The organism is Teichococcus deserti (genome assembly GCF_001982615.1).
GTDB classification, from domain to species: Bacteria; Pseudomonadota; Alphaproteobacteria; order Acetobacterales; family Acetobacteraceae; genus Pseudoroseomonas; species Pseudoroseomonas deserti.
Genome location: NZ_MLCO01000061.1, coordinates 18,428 through 35,367, shown reverse-complemented (window position 1 = coordinate 35,367; position 16,940 = coordinate 18,428). Strand labels below are relative to the sequence as shown.

Below are 16,940 nucleotides of genomic sequence, written 5' to 3'. Positions count from 1 at the left end.
CCGCCCGACCCCGCCGCCGCCGACCGCGCAGCCTTATTCGCCGCCCGCGGCGGCCCCGGCGCCGAGCACCAGCGCGCCGGCCGCCGCCGCGCCGCAGGCTGCCGCGCCGGCTGGCCGGGGCCCGTCGGGGCCGCCGGTCAGCTACCAGTCGGCGATCTCGGCCGCGCTGAACCGCGCCAAGCGCTACCCGAACAGCGCCCGGCTACGCCGTATCGAGGGTGTCGCGTATCTGCGGTTCCGGATGACCTCGGACGGCACGGTGACGAGTTGGAAGATCGAGCGCAGCAGCGGCAGCGCCGAACTGGACGAGGCCGTGGGCGAGATGATCGAGCGCGCGCGCCTGCCGCCTTTCCCGCCCGAGATGGGCACCGACCCGCTGGAGATGGCCGTCCCGATCAACTTCTTCCTGCGTTGAAGCTGGCTTTCTGACAGAAAGAGAAGGGGCCGGGGGAATTCCTTCCCCCGGACTTTTTTGTTTCAGGCCTTGGCCAGCACCTTGCGCCTGACCGGCTTGGCCACCGGCGCCGGCAGCAGCGGCCCCAGGAAGCGCCCGGTGTGGCTGCCCGGCACGGCGGCGACCTCTTCCGGCGTCCCCTGCGCCACGATCTGCCCGCCGCCGTCGCCCCCCTCCGGCCCCAGGTCGAGGATCCAGTCAGCAGTCTTGATGACCTCGAGGTTGTGCTCGATCACCACGACGGTGTTGCCCTGGTCGACCAGCTGGTGCAGCACCTCGAGCAGCTTCTTGACATCCTCGAAATGCAGGCCGGTGGTGGGCTCGTCGAGGATGTAGAGCGTCCGCCCGGTGGCCCGGCGCGACAGCTCCTTCGACAGCTTGATGCGCTGCGCCTCGCCGCCGGAGAGGGTGGTCGCCTGCTGGCCGAGATGGATGTAGCCGAGGCCGACCTCCTTCAGCACGCGCAGCTTGTCGCGGATCGCCGGCACGGCGGAGAAGAATTCCAGCCCTTCCTCCACCGTCATCTCGAGCACGTCGGCGATCGACTTGCCGCGGAACTTCACCTCCAGCGTCTCGCGGTTGTAGCGCTTGCCCTTGCAGGTGTCGCAGGTGACGTAGACGTCGGGCAGGAAGTGCATCTCGATCTTCAGCAGGCCATCGCCCTGGCAGGCCTCGCAGCGGCCGCCCTTGACGTTGAAGCTGAAGCGGCCGGGCTTGTAGCCGCGGGCCCGGCTGTCCGGCAGCTCGGAGAACCAGTCGCGGATCGGCGCGAAGAGGCCGGTATAGGTCGCCGGGTTCGAGCGCGGGGTGCGGCCGATCGGCGACTGGTCGATGTCGATGATCTTGTCGAGATGCTCCAGCCCCTCGATCCGCTCATGCGGGGCGGGAACGGTGCCGGCGCCCATCAGCCGGCGGGCGGTGGCCTTGTACAAGGTCTCGATGACGAAGGTCGACTTGCCGCCGCCGGAGACGCCGGTGACGCAGGTGAAGGTGCCGAGCGGCAGGCCGGCGGACAGGCCGCGCAGGTTGTTGCCGGTGGCGCCGACGACCTTGAGCTGCCGCTTCGGGTCGGGCTTGCGGCGCTCGGCGGGCACCTCGATGGCGCGGCGACCCGAGAGATAGGCGCCGGTGATGCTGTCGGGATTGGCCGCAACCTCGGCCGGGGTGCCCTGCGCGATGATCCGGCCGCCGCCGGCGCCGGCCGCCGGGCCGATGTCGATCAGGTGGTCGGCGGTGCGGATGGCATCCTCGTCATGCTCGACGACGAGCACGGTGTTGCCGAGGTCGCGCAGCCGGCGCAGCGTGGTCAGCAGCCGCTCGTTGTCGCGCTGGTGCAGGCCGATCGAGGGCTCGTCCAGCACGTAGAGCACGCCGGTCAGGCCGGAGCCGATCTGGCTGGCCAGCCGGATGCGCTGGCTCTCGCCGCCTGACAGCGTCGCCGAGGAGCGGGCGAGGGACAGGTAGTCAAGCCCGACATCGAGTAGGAAACGCAGCCGCTCGATGATCTCCTTCAGGATGCGCCGGGCGATCTCGGCGCGCTGCGGCGTCAGGGTCGCCTCGACGCCTTCGAACCAGGGTAGCGCCTTGCGGATGGACAGGTCGCTGGCGCCGGCGATGTGCATGTCGGCGACCTTCACCGACAGCGCCTCCGGCTTCAGCCGGGCGCCGCAGCAGGCATGGCAGGGCCGCTCGGCCTGGTAGCGGGACAGGTCCTCGCGCACCCAGGGGTTGTCGGTCTCGCGCAGGCGGCGGGCCAGGTTCGGCAGCACGCCCTCGAAGGGCTTCTTCACCTCGTAGGCGCGCAAGCCATCCTTGTAGCGGAGGGTGACGACCTCCTTGCCGGTGCCCTCCAGGATGGCCTCGCGGGCCGCGGCCGGCAACTCGCCCCAGGGAGTGCTGGTCTTGATTCCCAGATGCTTCGCCAGGCTGGTCAGGGTCTGGTCGTAATAGGGCGCACTGTTGCCGGCCCAGGCGGCGACCGCCCCGTCGGCGATGCTGCGGGCATCGTCCGGCACCACCAGCGCGCCGTCGAAGAAGCTCTCGGTGCCAAGGCCGTCGCAGGCCGGACAGGCGCCCTGCGGCGAGTTGAAGGAGAACAGCCGCGGCTCGATCTCCTCCAGGGTGAAGCCGGAGACCGGGCAGGCATAGCGGCTGGAGAAGACGGTGCGCTCGCCATCATCGGCGCCATCGGCATAGGCGACGCCGTCGGCCAGGCCCAGCGCGGTCTCGAAGCTGTCGGCCAGACGCTGCGCCAGGCCTTCGCCGCCCACCACGACGCGGTCGACCACCACCTCAATGTCATGCTTCTTGCGCTTGTCGAGGGAGGGCGCGTCCTCGATGCGCATCAGCTCGCCATTGATCTTGACCCGCTCGAAGCCGCGGCGCTGGTACTCTGCCAGCTCCTTCTTGAACTCGCCCTTCTTGCCGCGCACCACGGGGGCCAGCAGCAGCAGGCGGGTGCCCTCTGCCATGGCGAGGACGCGGTCGACCATCTGGCTGACGCTCTGCGCCTCGATCGGCAGGCCGGTGGCCGGGCTGTAGGGCACGCCGGCCCGCGCCCAGAGCAGGCGCATGTAGTCATGGATCTCGGTCACCGTGCCGACCGTGGAGCGCGGATTGTGGCTGGTGGTCTTCTGCTCGATCGAGATGGCGGGCGACAGGCCCTCGATCGAATCCACGTCCGGCTTCTGCATCAGCTGCAGGAACTGCCGCGCATAGGCCGAAAGGCTCTCGACATAGCGGCGCTGCCCCTCGGCATAGATGGTGTCGAAGGCCAGCGACGACTTGCCGGAGCCCGACAGGCCGGTCAGCACGGTCAGGGTGTGCTTCGGGATGTCGATATCGACATTCTTCAGATTGTGCTGGCGGGCGCCGCGGATGCGGATCTGGTCCTGGCCGAGAGGAGCGGCGGCGGCGGCGGTCTGACCGGAGGGGGAGGAAAGCTTCTTCAAGTCAGACTCCTGCGCACAGGTGTTCGCATTGTGTTCTGGCGGGGCTTGTGCCAGCATCCGCCTGCCAAGGGAAGTGGCTAAGCGGAAGTGAGTAAGCGGCCGGAGGCCACCTTCCGTTGCAGCCTCTTCCCCCATGATAAAGGCGTCCGAGGGCAGGCTGTGCCCCGGTTGCCGCCGCTGGGGCTGGTCCCGGGCGGGCCGTGTGGCTAGGTTGCGGCGACGCGCCGCGGCCCGGGGTCCAGATCAAGGGTCGGCGCAATCGACCGAGGCGCCCATCTGGGTGCGCGTGAATGTGAAACCAAGCCCTGCGCGGCCCAGCCCTGCCATGCTCAGCACGGGGGGCGCCGGTCGTCGGGGCGGTAGCGGATGAAGGACCGAGCAGCATGGCCGGCAGCGTCAACAAGGTGATCCTGATCGGCAATCTGGGGAAGGACCCGGAGGTGCGGAACTTCCAGAATGGCGGGCGGGTGGTGAACCTGCGCCTGGCCACGACGGATTCCTACAAGGACCGCGAAGGCAACCGCCAGGAGCGCACCGAATGGCATTCGGTCGCCATCTTCAACGAGAAGCTGGGCGAGATTGCCGAGAAGTATCTGCGCAAGGGCAGCAAGGTCTATATCGAGGGCAAGCTGGAAACCCGGAAGTGGCAGGACCAGTCCGGCCAGGACCGCTATTCGACCGAGGTCGCACTGCGCAATTTCGGCGGTGAGCTGACGCTGCTCGATGGCCGCGGCGAGGGCGGCGGCGGTGGCGGCGGCTTCGGCGGCGGTGGCTACGAGGGCGGGGGCAGCGGCGGCGGTGGCGGCCGGTCCTCGGGCGGCGGCTATGGCGGCGGCGAGCGCAGCGGCGGTGGCGAGCGGAGCAGCGGTGGCAGCAGCCGGCCGCAGCGCGGTGGCTGGGACGCGCCGAAGGGCGGCGGCAGCGACCTGGACGACGACATCCCGTTCTGAGCCGCCTGTCCAACCGGGATGAAGGGCGCGCGGCGGGGCTTCCTGCCGCCACGCGCTCGAACGCTGCCGGACGCCTCTCGCGGAAAACTTCTGGCGAATGGTTGCGTTCAGGATTGCGGCAGCACCATCGGCCCCTTGCAGCGGGCCGCCGGGCCGCAATCTTTGCCCAGGGGCGTCGGATGAAGAAGGTGTAATTCAACACGCCCTTCTCGCTGAGGCCCGCGCCACGGGCCGAGACGCCCCGGAAGACAGGAAGCCCGAGCGCCGTGATCCTTTCCGCCGACCGCATCCGCCTGGCCGCCACCCCCGCCGACAAGGAGGCGGCGATCCGCGCCGCGGCCCAGCTTTTGGTGGAAACCGGCGCCGTCGACGCCACCTATGCTGACAGCATGCTGCGCCGGGAGGTCGAGGCCGATACCTTCCTGGGCAATGGCATCGCCATCCCGCACGGGCAGCGCAACGATCGGGGGCTGATCCGCCGGACCGGCATCGCCGTGCTGCAGGTGCCGCAGGGCGTCGCCTGGAACGGCGAGGACCGCGCCCGGCTGGTGGTCGCCATCGCCGCCCAGGGCGACGAGCATATTTCCGTGCTGCGCCGCCTGACCGAGGTGCTGGGCGAGGCCGAGCTGGCCGACCGGCTGGCTGTAACCGACAATCCGCAAGACATTCTGGCGGCACTCGACCCGAATGCACCGATGCCGGGCGTCAGCGCCACCCCGGGCATTTCCGCCGCCGGCGCCTTGACCGCCGAGGTCCGCGCCCCCGCCGCCGCCGGCATGCATGCGCGGCCAGCCCGCCTCCTGGTGCAGCTGGCCAAGCGTTACCAGTCCTCGGTCACCCTGCGGCATGGCGAGCGCCGCGCCGATGCCCGCAGCATGATTTCCCTCCTCCAGCTCGGCGCCGGGCCGGGCGCAGGCATGACGCTCGAAGTCGCCGGCCCCGATGCCGAGGCGGCGCTGGCCGCCCTGGCCGCCGCTTTCGCCGACGAGCTCGGCGACCGCGACGCGCCGCCCGCCGGCGCCACTCCCGCCGCCGCGGCTGCGCCTGCCGAAACCCTGGAGCCGGGAGCCATCGCCGGCCTGCCCGCCAGCCCGGGCGTCGCCATCGGCCAGCTGCACCGCTTCCGCTCCGAGGCCGCCGGCTTCGCGGCCATCGCCGCCGACCCGCTCGCCGAGGCCGCCGCCCTGGAAGCCGCCCTGGAGGAATCACGGGCCGAGCTGAAGACCGTGGCGCAGGAGATGGGCAAGCGCGTCGGCGAGCAGCATGCCGCCATCTTCGCCGCCCATGAGGAGTTCCTCGAAGACCCCGAGCTGCTGGCCGAGGCCCGCGCCGCCATCGACGCCGGCGCCTCGGCCCCCGCCGCCTGGCAGGGCGCGACCGAGGCCCGTGCCGCGGCGCTCGCCGGCATCGGGGACCCGCTGCTGGCGGCGCGCGCGACCGACCTGAAGGACGTGTCCCGGCGCGTGCTGCGCCATCTGGTGGGCGGCGACACGGCGGTCGTTACCCTGCCGCAGGGCGCCATCGTCGTCGCCGAGGACCTCACCCCCTCGGAGACCGCCAATCTCGACCCGGCCCGGGTGGTCGGCATGGTGACCTCGGCCGGCGGGCCGACGGCGCATACCGCCATCCTGGCGCGCGCGCTCGGCATCCCCGCCGTGGTCGCCGCCGGGCCGCAGGTGCTGCAGCTGGCCGACGGCATCCGCGCCGTGGTCGATGGCGATCGCGGCACGCTGCTGCCCGACCCGGATGCCCCCGCCATCGCCCGGGCCGAGGCCGCGATGGCCGCCGGCCGCGACCGCGCCGCCGCCGCGAAGCGCGCCGCCTTCCGCCCGGCCGTCACCCTCGATGGCCATCGCGTCGAGGTCGCCGCCAATGTCCGCAAGCCGGAGGAGGCGGTCGAGGCCGTCGCCGCAGGCGCCGAGGGCACCGGCCTGGTGCGCAGCGAGTTCCTGTTCGATGGCCGCGAGCAGCCGCCGACCGAGGAGGAGCAGTTCGCGCTCTATCGCCGGCTGGCCGAGGGCTTCGGCGGCCTGCCGGTGGTGCTGCGCACGCTGGATGCCGGCGGCGACAAGCCGCTGCGCTTCGTGCATCACCCGGTGGAAGCCAATCCCTTCCTCGGCCTGCGGGGCTTGCGCCTGTCGCTGGCCGAGCCGGCCCTGTTCCGCGCCCAGGTGCGCGCCGCGCTGCGCGCCGGGCGGCATGGCGACATCCGGCTGATGCTGCCGATGGTCGATGGCCTGGCCGATCTGCGTGCCGCCCGCGCCATCATCGAGCGGGAGCGGCTGGCGCTGGCCACCCCGCCGCTGGAGGTGGGCATCATGGTCGAGGTGCCCTCGGCCGCGGTGATGGCCGACCAGCTGGCCCGCGAGGCCGACTTCTTTTCGATCGGCACCAACGATCTGACCCAATACGCGCTGGCGGTGGACCGGCTGCATCCCACGCTGGGGGCGCGCTCCGACGCGCTGGATCCGGCGGTGCTGCGGCTGATCGACATGACGGTGAAGGCCGCCCATGGCCGCGGGCGCTGGGTCGGCGTCTGCGGCAACCTGGCGGCCGACGCCATGGCGGCGCCGATCCTGGTGGGGCTCGGCGTCGACGAGCTCTCGGTCTCCATCCCCAATGTGGCGGCGCTGAAGGCGCAGATCCGCGGCATGACCATGCTGGCCGCCGAGAAGGTCGCCCGCGCCGCGCTGGATTGCGCGACCGCCGCCGAGGTCCGCGCCCTGCCGGCGCTGCGGGAGCTGGCCCATGCCGGCTGAGCGCCCCCGCATCGCCCCCCACATCACAACCGTCACGCTGAACCCGGCCCTCGACCTGACCATCCCGCTGGAGCGGCTGGCGCTGGGCGAGGTCAACCGCGCCGGACCGGCCGAGCTGCGGCCAGCCGGGAAGGGGGTCAATGTCGCCGTCATGCTCGCGGTGCTGGGCGAGCCCGCCCGCGCCACTGGCCTGCTCGGCGAGGCGGATTTGCCGGCCTTCGAGGCCTTCCTGGCGCCGCTCGGCATCCGCGTCGATTTCGAGCCGCTGCCCGGCCGCTCCCGCATCAACGTCAAGCTGGTGGAAGGCGGGGAGGGGCGGGTCACCGACATCAACCCGCCCGGCAGCCCCGCCTCGGCCAATGCGCTGGAGGCGCTGCTGACCCGGCTGGCCCCGGCGCCGGACCTCGCCGTCATCGCCGGCAGCCTGCCGCCGGGCCTGGCGCCGGAAGCGCTGGCCATGCTGGCGGTGCGCCTGTCGGCCGCCGGCACCCGCATCGTGCTGGACAGCAGCGGCCCGGCCCTGGCCGCGGCGATCAGCGCCCGGCCCAGCCTGGTCAAGCCGAACCGGAAGGAGCTGGAGGCGCTGCTCGGCCAGGCGCTGCCCGACCGCGCCGCGCTGCTGGCCGGCGCCCGGGCGCTGCAGGCCCAGGGCATCGAGCATGTCGTCGTCTCGGCCGGTGGCGAGGGCGCGCTCTTCGCCCTGCCGGGCCAGGCGCTCTGGGTGCGGCCGCCGAAGGTGCCGCTGACCACCACGGTCGGCGCCGGCGATGCCATGGTGGCCGGGCTGACCGCGGCGCTCGCCCGCGGCCTGGCGCCGGAGGCCATGGCGCGGCTGGCCACCGGCTGCGCCGCCGCCGCCGTCTCCCGCCCCGCCGGCGGCCTGCCGGAGGCCGCCACCATCGCCCGCCTGGCGGAGGAAGCCGATGTCGAGCAGCTCTGATCTTCCCGCCACCCCGAGCCGGACTTCCGCCATGCCGCCTGACGCCGCGCCGGACCCCGCGCTGAAGCCTGCCACCCGCCTGCTGGCCGTCATCCGCCATGCCGCCAGCCCGCCGCATGCGGCCATGGCCGCCGAGGCGCTGCGCGAGGCGGCCGAACGTGCCGGCCTCGACCTGGCGCTGGACACGGGCGAGCAGCCGGCGAGCGGCCCGGCCGATGCCGTGCTGCTGGTCGGCGATGCGACCGCCGAGGCGGCGCGCCATGCCGGCCGCCCGCTGATCGCCACCACCATCGTCGAAGCGATCCGCCGCCCCGAGCCGGCGCTCCGCGCCGCCGCTTCGCTGGCGTTGCTGCCGCGCCCGGCGGCGGCGCCGATGCCCGTGGCCGCGCCCGCTGCCGCTGTGGCGGAGGAGAGCGGCAGCCGCAGGCTGGTCGGTATCACCGCCTGTCCGACCGGCATCGCCCATACCTTCATGGCCGCGGCGGCGCTGGAAAAGGCGGCGCAGCAGCTCGGCTACGCCATCAAGGTGGAGACGCAAGGCTCGGTCGGCGCCAAGAACGCCCTGACGGACGAGGAGATCGCGGCGGCGGACGCCGTGGTGATCGCCGCCGACACCGGGGTCGACCGCAGCCGCTTCGCCGGCAAGCGCATCGTCGTCGCCGGCACCAACGACGCGCTGAAGGACGGCAAGGGGCTGATCGCCCGCGCCCTGGCCGCCGAGCCGCAGGGTGGCGCCAGGGCCTCCGCCGGCGCGCCCGCCAAGGCCCAGGCGCCCGGCATCTACAAGCATCTGATGACCGGCGTCTCCTACATGATCCCGCTGGTCACCGCCGGCGGGCTCTGCATCGCGCTGTCCTTCGCCTTCGGCATCGAGGCCTTCAAGGAGCCCGGCAGCCTGCCGGCGGCGCTGTTCCAGATCGGTGCGCAATCGGCGCTGGCCCTGATGGTGCCGGTGCTGGCCGCCTTCCTCGCCTTCTCCATCGCCGACCGGCCGGGCCTGGCGCCAGGCTTCGTCGGCGGCGCCCTGGCCGGCGCGGTCAATGCCGGCTTCCTGGGCGGCATCGTCGCCGGCTTCCTGGCCGGCTATGTGGCGAAGTTCCTGCGCGACCGGCTGCCCTTCCCGGACAGCCTGGAAGGACTGAAGCCGGTCCTGGTCATCCCGCTGCTGGCCTCGCTGGTGACGGGGCTGCTGATGATCTACGTGCTCGGCGCGCCGATCGCCGCGGCCCTGGCTTGGCTCACCGAATTCCTGCGCGGCATGGGCTCGACCAATGCGGTGATCCTGGGCGTGCTGCTCGGCGCCATGATGGCCGCCGACATGGGCGGGCCGGTGAACAAGGCGGCCTATGCCTTCGGCGTCGGCCTGCTGGGCTCGGAGACCTATGCGCCGATGGCCGCCATCATGGCCGCCGGCATGACGCCGCCGCTGGGCATCGCCCTGGCCACCGTGATCGCCCGGTCGCGCTTCAGCCAGGAGGAGCGCGATGCCGGCAAGGCCGCCGCCATCCTGGGCGCCGCCTTCATCACCGAGGGTGCCATTCCCTTCGCCGCCAAGGACCCGCTGCGGGTGATCCCGGCGCTGATTGCCGGCTCGGCGGTCACCGGCGGGCTGGTCATGCTGTTCGGCTGCACCCTGCGGGCGCCGCATGGCGGGATTTTCGTGGTCGGCATCCCCGGCGCGGTGGGCAATCCGCTGGGATACATCCTGGCGATTCTGGCCGGCACCCTGGTCACCGCTGCGGCGGTCGCCGTGCTGAAGCGCGGCGCGCCTGCCGGGGTGACCGCCTGAGCCGCCAGCCCAGCGCAAAAAAGACAGCAAAATGAAGGCGGTCGCCAGAGTGGCCGGGGGCGGGGCAGGGCGCCCCTCCCGGCCGCCCGGACCGGTTTGGCGGAACGCCCGGAAGCCGCTATAAAGACGCGGATTTTCCAGGCGGCGGGCGCTGTCCCGCTGGCCGTCTACTGCATGGGATGACCGCGTGAGCGAGAGCGACAACGGCACCGGGAACAACGGCACCGGGCCGGCCGGCCATATTCCGCCCGAGGGCACGCTGCCGATCGCGCTCGAGGAGGAGATGCGCCGCTCCTACCTCGACTATGCGATGAGCGTCATTGTCGCCCGCGCCCTGCCGGATGTGCGCGACGGCCTGAAGCCGGTGCATCGCCGCATCCTCTTCTCCATGCAGGAGAACGGCTTCACCGCCGACAAGCCCTACAAGAAGTCGGCCCGCGTCGTCGGCGACGTCATGGGTAAATATCACCCGCATGGCGACAGCGCGATCTACGACGCCATGGTCCGCATGGCGCAGACCTTCTCGCTGCGCGTGCCGCTGATCGACGGCCAGGGCAATTTCGGCTCGATGGACGGCGATCCCCCGGCGGCGATGCGCTACACCGAGGCGCGCCTGGCCAAGTCCGCCGTTGCCCTGCTGGAGGGCATCGACGAGGACACCGTCGAGTTCAACCCGAACTACGACGAGAGCGCCGAGGAGCCGGCGGTGCTGCCGGCCGCCTTCCCCAACCTGCTGGTCAACGGCGCCAATGGCATCGCCGTCGGCATGGCCACCAACATCCCGCCGCACAATCCGGGCGAGGTGATCGACGCCACCCTGGCGCTGATCGCCAATCCGGAGGCGACGCTCGAAGAACTCATGCAGATCATCCCTGGGCCGGACTTCCCGACCGGGGCGCTGATCCTGGGCCGCGCCGGCATCCGCTCGGCCTTCGAGACCGGCCGCGGCAGCGTCGTGCTGCGGGCGCGGGCCGAGATCGAGGAGATGCGCGGCGGCCGCAGCCTGATCGCCGTCACCGAGATCCCTTACCAAGTCAACAAGGCGGCGCTGATCGAGCGCATCGCCGACCTGGTGCGCAGCAAGCAGCTCGAGGGCATCAGCGACCTGCGCGACGAGAGCGACCGTTCCGGCCTGCGCATCGTCATCGAGCTGAAGAAGGACGCGACGCCGGAGGTGGTGCTGAACCACCTCTATCGCTACACCAACCTGCAGACCTCCTTCGCGGTCAACTTCCTGGCGCTGCATCAGGGCCGGCCGCAGCAGATGGGGCTGCGCCAGGCGCTGCTGGCCTTCATCGACTTCCGCGAGGAGGTGATCCTCCGCCGTTCGCGCTTCCGCCTGAACAAGGCGCGCGACCGCGGCCACCTGCTGGTGGGCCTGGCCATCGCGGTGGCCAATATCGACGAGGTGATCCGGCTGATCCGCGAGAGCCCGGATGCGGCCACCGCCCGCGCCCAGCTGATGGAGCGCGACTGGCCGATCGCCGATGTCGGCCCGCTGCTCGAGCTGGTCGACGATGCCGGCAACATCGTCGTCAACGAGACGGTGAAGCTGACCGAGGCCCAGGCCCGCGGCATCCTGGAGCTGCGCCTGCAGCGCCTGACCGGCCTCGAGCGCGACAAGATCAATGCCGAGCTGGACGAGGTCGCCGGCCGCATCCGCGAGCTGCTGGAGATCCTCTCCTCCCGCCCGCGCCGGCTGGAGCTGATGGGCGAGGAGCTGCGCGCCGTCCGCGCCGCCATCGCCAATCCCCGTTTGTCCGAGATCGTCGACGGCCTGGCCGACCAGGACGACGAAAGCCTGGTCGAGCCGGGGCTGATGGTCGTCACCCTGACCCGCGACGGCTATGTGAAGCGCACGCCGCTCGAGGTCTTCCGCGCGCAGAACCGCGGCGGCCGCGGCCGCAGCGCCGCCGGCACGCGGCAGGACGACGTCGTGGTGCGCAGCTTCAACGCGCACACGCATCAATGGGTGCTGTTCTTCACCAGCCGCGGCATGGCCTTCCGCGAGAAGGTCTGGAAGCTGCCGGAGGCGGGACCCACCGCCCGCGGCCGCAGCCTGCGACAGCTGCTGCAGCTGCAGGAGGCCGAGGGCGTCACCGCCGTGCTGCCGCTGCCGCAGGACGAGTCGATGTGGGAGAACCTGCATCTGGTCTTCGCGACCGCGCAGGGCAATGTCCGCCGCAACCGACTGTCCGACTTCAAGAATGTCCGCGCCTCCGGCCTGATCGCCATGAAGCTGGACGAGGGCGACAGCCTGATCGGCGTCTCCACCTGCCGCGAGGGCGACGACGTGCTGCTGGCGACGCGCGCCGGCCGCGCCATTCGCTTCGTGGCCGATCTTGACACCCTGCGCGTCTTTGCCGGGCGTGACTCGACCGGCGTGCGCGGCATCCGCCTGTCCAAGCCGGACGAGGTCATCGCCCTCTCGGTGCTGCGCCATGTCGATGCGGGTGTCGAGGATCGCGCCGGCTATCTGCGCCAGGCCGCGGTGAAGCGCCGCGCCGGCGAGGAGAATGGGGAGGTCGAGCTCGAGGTCGCCGCGCCGGAAGAGGGCGAGGAGGAGGCCGCGGCCGCCGTGCTGACGCCGGAGCGCTTCGCCGAGCTGGAGGAGCAGGAAGAGATCCTGCTGACCGTCACCGATGGCGGCTTCGGCAAGCGGAGCTCGGCCTACGAGTACCGCGTCACCGGGCGCGGCGGTCAGGGCATCGTCAACATCAACCTGACCAAGCGCACCGGCCGCGAGGTGGTCGCCACCTTCCCGGTGCGCGCCGGCGACGATGTCATGCTGGTCACCGACAATGGCCGGCTGATCCGCCTGCCCTCCGACCAGGTGCGGCTGACCGGCCGTGGCGCCATGGGCGTGACCATGCTGCGGCTGAACGACAAGGAGCGGGTGACCTCCTGCTTCACCGTCGTCGAGGAGCAGGGCGCCGACCAGGACCCGGCCCCCGAGGCTGACAGCGGCCCGGCCGGGGACGGCGCCGAGGAGGCCGGCGGCCAGTGAGCCGCGGCGTGGTCCGGCAGCCCTGGCCGCCGGGCCGCGCGCATGGCATGCAGGACGCCGAGCAGGGAGAGGCGTGAATGGCCGAGCACCGGCTGCGCAGCGGGGTCTATCCGGGCACCTTCGACCCGGTGACCAACGGGCATCTCGACATCATCCACCGCGCCGCCCGCATCCTGGACAGGCTGGTGGTGGGCGTCGCGATGAGCCCGGGCAAGGGCCCGCTCTTCCCGCTGGAGGAGCGTGTCGAGCTGGTGATCGCCGAGACCCAGGCCATCGCCGGCAGCACCGGCTGCCAGATCGAGGTGGTCCCCTTCGAGGGGCTGCTGGTCGGCTTCGCCCGTGAGGTTGGCGCCAGCGTGATCGTGCGCGGCCTGCGCGCGGTCACCGATTTCGACTACGAGTTCCAGATGGCCGGGCTGAACCGCCGGCTCGATCCGGAGATCGAGCTGGTCTTCCTGATGGCCAGCGAAGGGAACCACTTCATCTCTTCGCGCTTTGTGAAGGAGATTGCGCGGCTCGGCGGTGACATCACCAGCTTCGTGCCGCGCCTGACGCGTGACCGCACCCTGTCCAGGGTGCGGCAGCCCAATCCAGGGGAGTGACAAGGGTATGAATCGCCGCACCCTGCTCGCCAGCACTTTTGCCGCTACGGGGATCATGATGACCGAAGCCACCACCAACGAAGCCGCGGCGCAGGACGACCGCGAGAACACCCTGTTCTTCGACCTGAAGGACGGGCGCGTCGTCATCAAGCTGCGCCCGGACCTGGCGCCGCAGCATGTCGAGCGGATCAAGACCCTGGTGCGCCAGGGCTTCTACAACGGCACGCCGTTCCACCGCGTGATCGAGGGCTTCATGGCCCAGGGCGGCGACCCGACCGGCACCGGCACCGGCGGCAGCCAGCTGCCCGACCTTCCCGCCGAGTTCAGCCCGCCGGCCAAGGCGCGCTACCTGCGCGGCATCTGCGGCATGGCCCGCACGGCGAATCCCAACAGCGCCAACAGCCAGTTCTTCATCATGTTCGCGCCCGCCCCAAGCCTGGACGGCCAGTACACCATCTGGGGCCAGGTGACCTCGGGCATGGAGTTCGTCGACAAGATCAAGCGCGGCGCCGGCGGCAGCGGCATGGTCCGCGAGCCGGACCGCCTGGTGAAGGCGCAGATCGCGGCCGACGTCCCGGCCTGACGCGGCGGCGGGGCCCGGCAGGGATGCCGGGCCCCGCACCCGTCCGGGGATGCTGCGCCCCTTGACAGCGGCGGCGTGACCTTGTTTCTGCCGTCCACCCCTCTGTGCCCGTAGCTCAGCCGGTAGAGCACGAGACTTTTAATCTTGGGGTCCAGGGTTCGAGTCCCTGCGGGCACATTTTCCCCCCGGTCATGAGCAGCAGCGCGAGCAGCCACGCCGCGGGTTGCGTTCCGTTGCTGGCACGCGGCGCGAACTGGCGCTAAGCACGGGCGCGATGTCGCCCCCGGCCCATACCCCTCCCGTCCTGACCGTCGTCGTCCCCTGCTACAACGAGGCGGCCAATGTCGCGCCCATGGTGGCGCGTCTCGAGGCGACGCTGCAGGGCATCGCCTGGGAAGCCATCTTCGTCGACGACAACAGTCCGGATGGCACCACCCGCGTGGCCCGTGAGATCGCGGCCCGCGACCCGCGCATCCGCTGCATCCGCCGCGTCGGCCGGCGCGGCCTGTCCTCGGCCTGCGTCGAGGGCATGCTGGCCTCCTCCGCAGACTATGTCGCGGTGATCGACGGTGACCTGCAGCATGACGAGACCCTGCTGCCGCGCATGCTGCAGCTGCTGCAGGCGGGGGGCGCCGATGTCGCGGTGGGCAGCCGGCATGTCGATGGCGGCGCCTCCTCGGAGGGCTTCTCCGCCTGGCGGCAGCGCATCAGCGACGGCGGCATCGCCCTGGCGCAGCTGTTCCTCCGCGTCCGCGTCGCCGATCCGATGAGCGGCTTCTTCATGCTGAGGCGCAGCCTGGTGGAGGACACCGCACCGAAGCTGACCGGGCGCGGCTTCAAGATCCTGCTCGACATCCTGCTCTCGGCCAAGGCGCGGCTGCGGGTGGCGGAGCTGCCCTACAGCTTCCGCGCCCGCCAGGCCGGCGAGTCGAAGCTGGATGCGACGGTGCTGCTCGACTTCCTGGCGCTGCTCCTGGACAAGGCCTCCGGCGGGCTGCTGCCGCTGCGCTTCCTGGCCTTCGCCGCGGTGGGCGCCGTCGGCGTGCTCGTGCATCTGGCGATCCTGGCCGTGGTGCTGAAGCCGCTCGGCTTCCACGCGGCGCAGTGGCTGGCCAGCTTCGTCGCCATGACCGCCAATTTCTGGCTGAACAACCGGCTGACCTACAGCGACGTCCGGCTGCGCGGACCGGCGCTGTGGCGCGGGCTGGCGCTGTTCTACCTGGTCTGCGGCGTGGGCGTGGCCGCCAATGTCGGCGTCGCCGGCCTGCTGCTGCGCGACGAGCTCGCCAGCTGGGGTGCCGCGGGCGCGGCCGGCGCGCTGCTGACGGTGGTCTGGAACTACGCCGTCTCGGCAACGCTGGTCTGGCGCGCCCGCTGATGCGCATGGGCCTGACCCCTCCCTGGCTGCTGGCGCTGCTGGGCCTGACCCTGCTGCGCCTGGCCGCCGCCGCTGTCCTGCCGCCCGCACCGGACGAAGCCTATTACTGGGTCTGGGGCCGGGCGCTGGCGCTCAGCTACTACGACCACCCGCCGATGGTGGCGCTGTGGACGGCGCTGGGCAGCGCGCTGGCCGGCGACACTGCGCTGGGGCTGCGGCTGCTCGGGCCGATCGGCGTCGGCCTGGCCTCGCTGCTGCTGGCCGATGCGGCGGAGCGGCTGTTTCCCGGCCGCCGCGCCGGCCTTTGGTCGGCGGCCCTGTTGAACGCCACGCTGCTCTTCGGCGCCGGCGCCGTGCTGATGACGCCGGACACGCCGCTGCTGGTGTTCTGGTCGGCCGCGCTCTGGGCGCTGGCCCGGCTGCAGGCCAGCCAGGATGGGCGCTGGTGGCTGGCCTTCGGCGTGCTCGCCGGGCTTTCGCTCCTGTCGAAATACACCGCGGCGCTGCTGGGCCTCGGCGTCCTGCTCTGGCTGCTGGCCGAGCCTGCCGCGCGCCGTTGGTTCCTGGATTGGCGACTCTGGGCAGGCGGGGCGCTGGCGGTGCTGGTCTTCAGCCCGGTCATCCTGTGGAACGCGCTGCATGGCTGGGCCAGCTTCGCCAAGCAGGGCGGCCGCGCCGGCAGCCAGGGCAGCGGCACCGCGCTGCGCTATCTCGGCGAGCTGGTCGGCGGCCAGGCCGGCCTCGCCACCCCCATCATCTTCGTCCTCTGCGTCGCCGGCACCGTGGCCGCCTGCCGGTCGTGGTGGCGCGGGCGGGATGCCGGGGCGGGGCTGCTGGTGGTGATGACGCTGCCGGCAGCGCTGCTCTTCCTCTGGCAGGCGACCGGCAGCCGGGTGCAGGGCAATTGGCCCGCCATCCTCTATCCCTCGGCCTGCATCGCCGCGGCGGCCTGCCTGGGGCCGCGCTGGCAGCGCTGGTACCGCCCCGGCGCTGCGCTGGGCCTGGCGCTGACCCTGCTGGTGCTGGTCCAGGCCGCCTTCGCGCCGCTGCCGCTGGCGCGTCGCCACGACCCGACGCTGGCGCGGCTCGGCGGCTGGCCGGCATTCGCCACCGCGCTGGAGGCCGAGCGGCAGGCCCGCGGCGCTGGCTTCATCGCCGCCGAGGAATACGGCCTGGCCAGCATCCTGGCGCTGCACCTGCCGCCCGGCACGAAGGTGGTGGCGCTGGGCGACCGCTGGGATCTGTTCGCCCTGTCGCGCCCGGCGGATGGCGCCCGCGGCCTGCTGGTGCGCAGCGAGCGCCGCGATGGCGCCCCGCTCTGGCCGGGCGCGGCCGAGATCGGCGTCGTCGCCCGCGCCCGCCATGGCATCGAGGCCGAGCGCTATCGCCTGCATGACGTGACCGTCGCCGCCGGGGACCCGCCGCTGGTCCTGCTGCCGGCGCGTCGCTGATCCGAGGCGCCTGAAACCTTCCGACACCCGATACGCGTCGTAACCCGCCGAGACCGGATGTATGCTGCCGGGGACT

The 16,940-nt window shown here is 72.0% G+C and carries 11 protein-coding genes and 1 tRNA gene; 11 read left to right on the top strand and 1 reads right to left on the bottom strand.

Annotated features, from left to right (window positions below; all coding sequences use genetic code 11):
- Positions 1-415: energy transducer TonB (locus BKE38_RS08060; RefSeq protein WP_131829515.1), on the top strand; the 415-nt coding region annotated here is incomplete at its 5' end.
- A gap of 62 nt (positions 416-477) precedes the next feature.
- On the opposite strand, the gene uvrA is transcribed toward BKE38_RS08060, so the two are convergent.
- Positions 478-3,462, bottom strand: coding sequence for an excinuclease ABC subunit UvrA (uvrA, locus tag BKE38_RS08055; RefSeq protein WP_242662276.1), 2,985 nt, complete (start codon positions 3,460-3,462; stop codon positions 478-480).
- A 326-nt stretch (positions 3,463-3,788) separates the two neighbouring features.
- Between uvrA and ssb the strand changes: the two genes are divergently transcribed.
- The 10 genes from ssb to BKE38_RS08005 all read left to right on the top strand — a co-directional run bounded on the left by ssb (position 3,789) and on the right by BKE38_RS08005 (position 16,864).
- Positions 3,789-4,355, top strand: coding sequence for a single-stranded DNA-binding protein (ssb, locus tag BKE38_RS08050; RefSeq protein WP_076956806.1), 567 nt, complete (start codon positions 3,789-3,791; stop codon positions 4,353-4,355).
- A 266-nt stretch (positions 4,356-4,621) separates the two neighbouring features.
- Positions 4,622-7,114 carry a phosphoenolpyruvate--protein phosphotransferase gene (gene ptsP, locus BKE38_RS08045; protein ID WP_076956805.1) on the top strand — a complete coding sequence of 831 codons (2,493 nt, stop codon included), beginning with the start codon at positions 4,622-4,624 and terminating at the stop codon, positions 7,112-7,114.
- Positions 7,104-8,054, top strand: coding sequence for a 1-phosphofructokinase (gene pfkB / locus BKE38_RS08040; protein WP_076956804.1), 951 nt, complete (start codon positions 7,104-7,106; stop codon positions 8,052-8,054). Before ptsP ends, pfkB begins: the two co-directional genes overlap by 11 nt.
- Before the next feature lie 31 nt (positions 8,055-8,085).
- Positions 8,086-9,843 carry a fructose-specific PTS transporter subunit EIIC gene (locus BKE38_RS08035; RefSeq protein ID WP_207553525.1) on the top strand — a complete coding sequence of 586 codons (1,758 nt, stop codon included), beginning with the start codon at positions 8,086-8,088 and terminating at the stop codon, positions 9,841-9,843.
- Between the two features lie 283 nt (positions 9,844-10,126).
- Positions 10,127-12,850 carry a DNA gyrase subunit A gene (gene gyrA, locus BKE38_RS08030; protein ID WP_242662278.1) on the top strand — a complete coding sequence of 908 codons (2,724 nt, stop codon included), beginning with the start codon at positions 10,127-10,129 and terminating at the stop codon, positions 12,848-12,850.
- A 77-nt stretch (positions 12,851-12,927) separates the two neighbouring features.
- Positions 12,928-13,452, top strand: a complete 525-nt coding sequence (coaD, locus tag BKE38_RS08025) for a pantetheine-phosphate adenylyltransferase (protein WP_076956803.1) — start codon at positions 12,928-12,930, stop codon at positions 13,450-13,452.
- Positions 13,453-13,459: 7 nt separating this feature from the next.
- Entirely contained in the window at positions 13,460-14,035 is a 576-nt protein-coding gene (locus tag BKE38_RS08020; RefSeq protein WP_076956802.1) for a peptidylprolyl isomerase, read from the top strand.
- A 104-nt stretch (positions 14,036-14,139) separates the two neighbouring features.
- Positions 14,140-14,212 (top strand) — tRNA-Lys (locus BKE38_RS08015).
- A gap of 97 nt (positions 14,213-14,309) precedes the next feature.
- Positions 14,310-15,413 (top strand): glycosyltransferase, encoded by a 1,104-nt coding sequence (locus BKE38_RS08010; protein ID WP_076956801.1) that lies wholly within the window; start codon positions 14,310-14,312, stop codon positions 15,411-15,413.
- Entirely contained in the window at positions 15,413-16,864 is a 1,452-nt protein-coding gene (locus tag BKE38_RS08005) for a glycosyltransferase family 39 protein (RefSeq protein WP_076956800.1), read from the top strand. The genes BKE38_RS08010 and BKE38_RS08005 overlap by 1 nt, the downstream gene beginning before the upstream one ends.
- Positions 16,865-16,940: the final 76 nt, after the last annotated feature.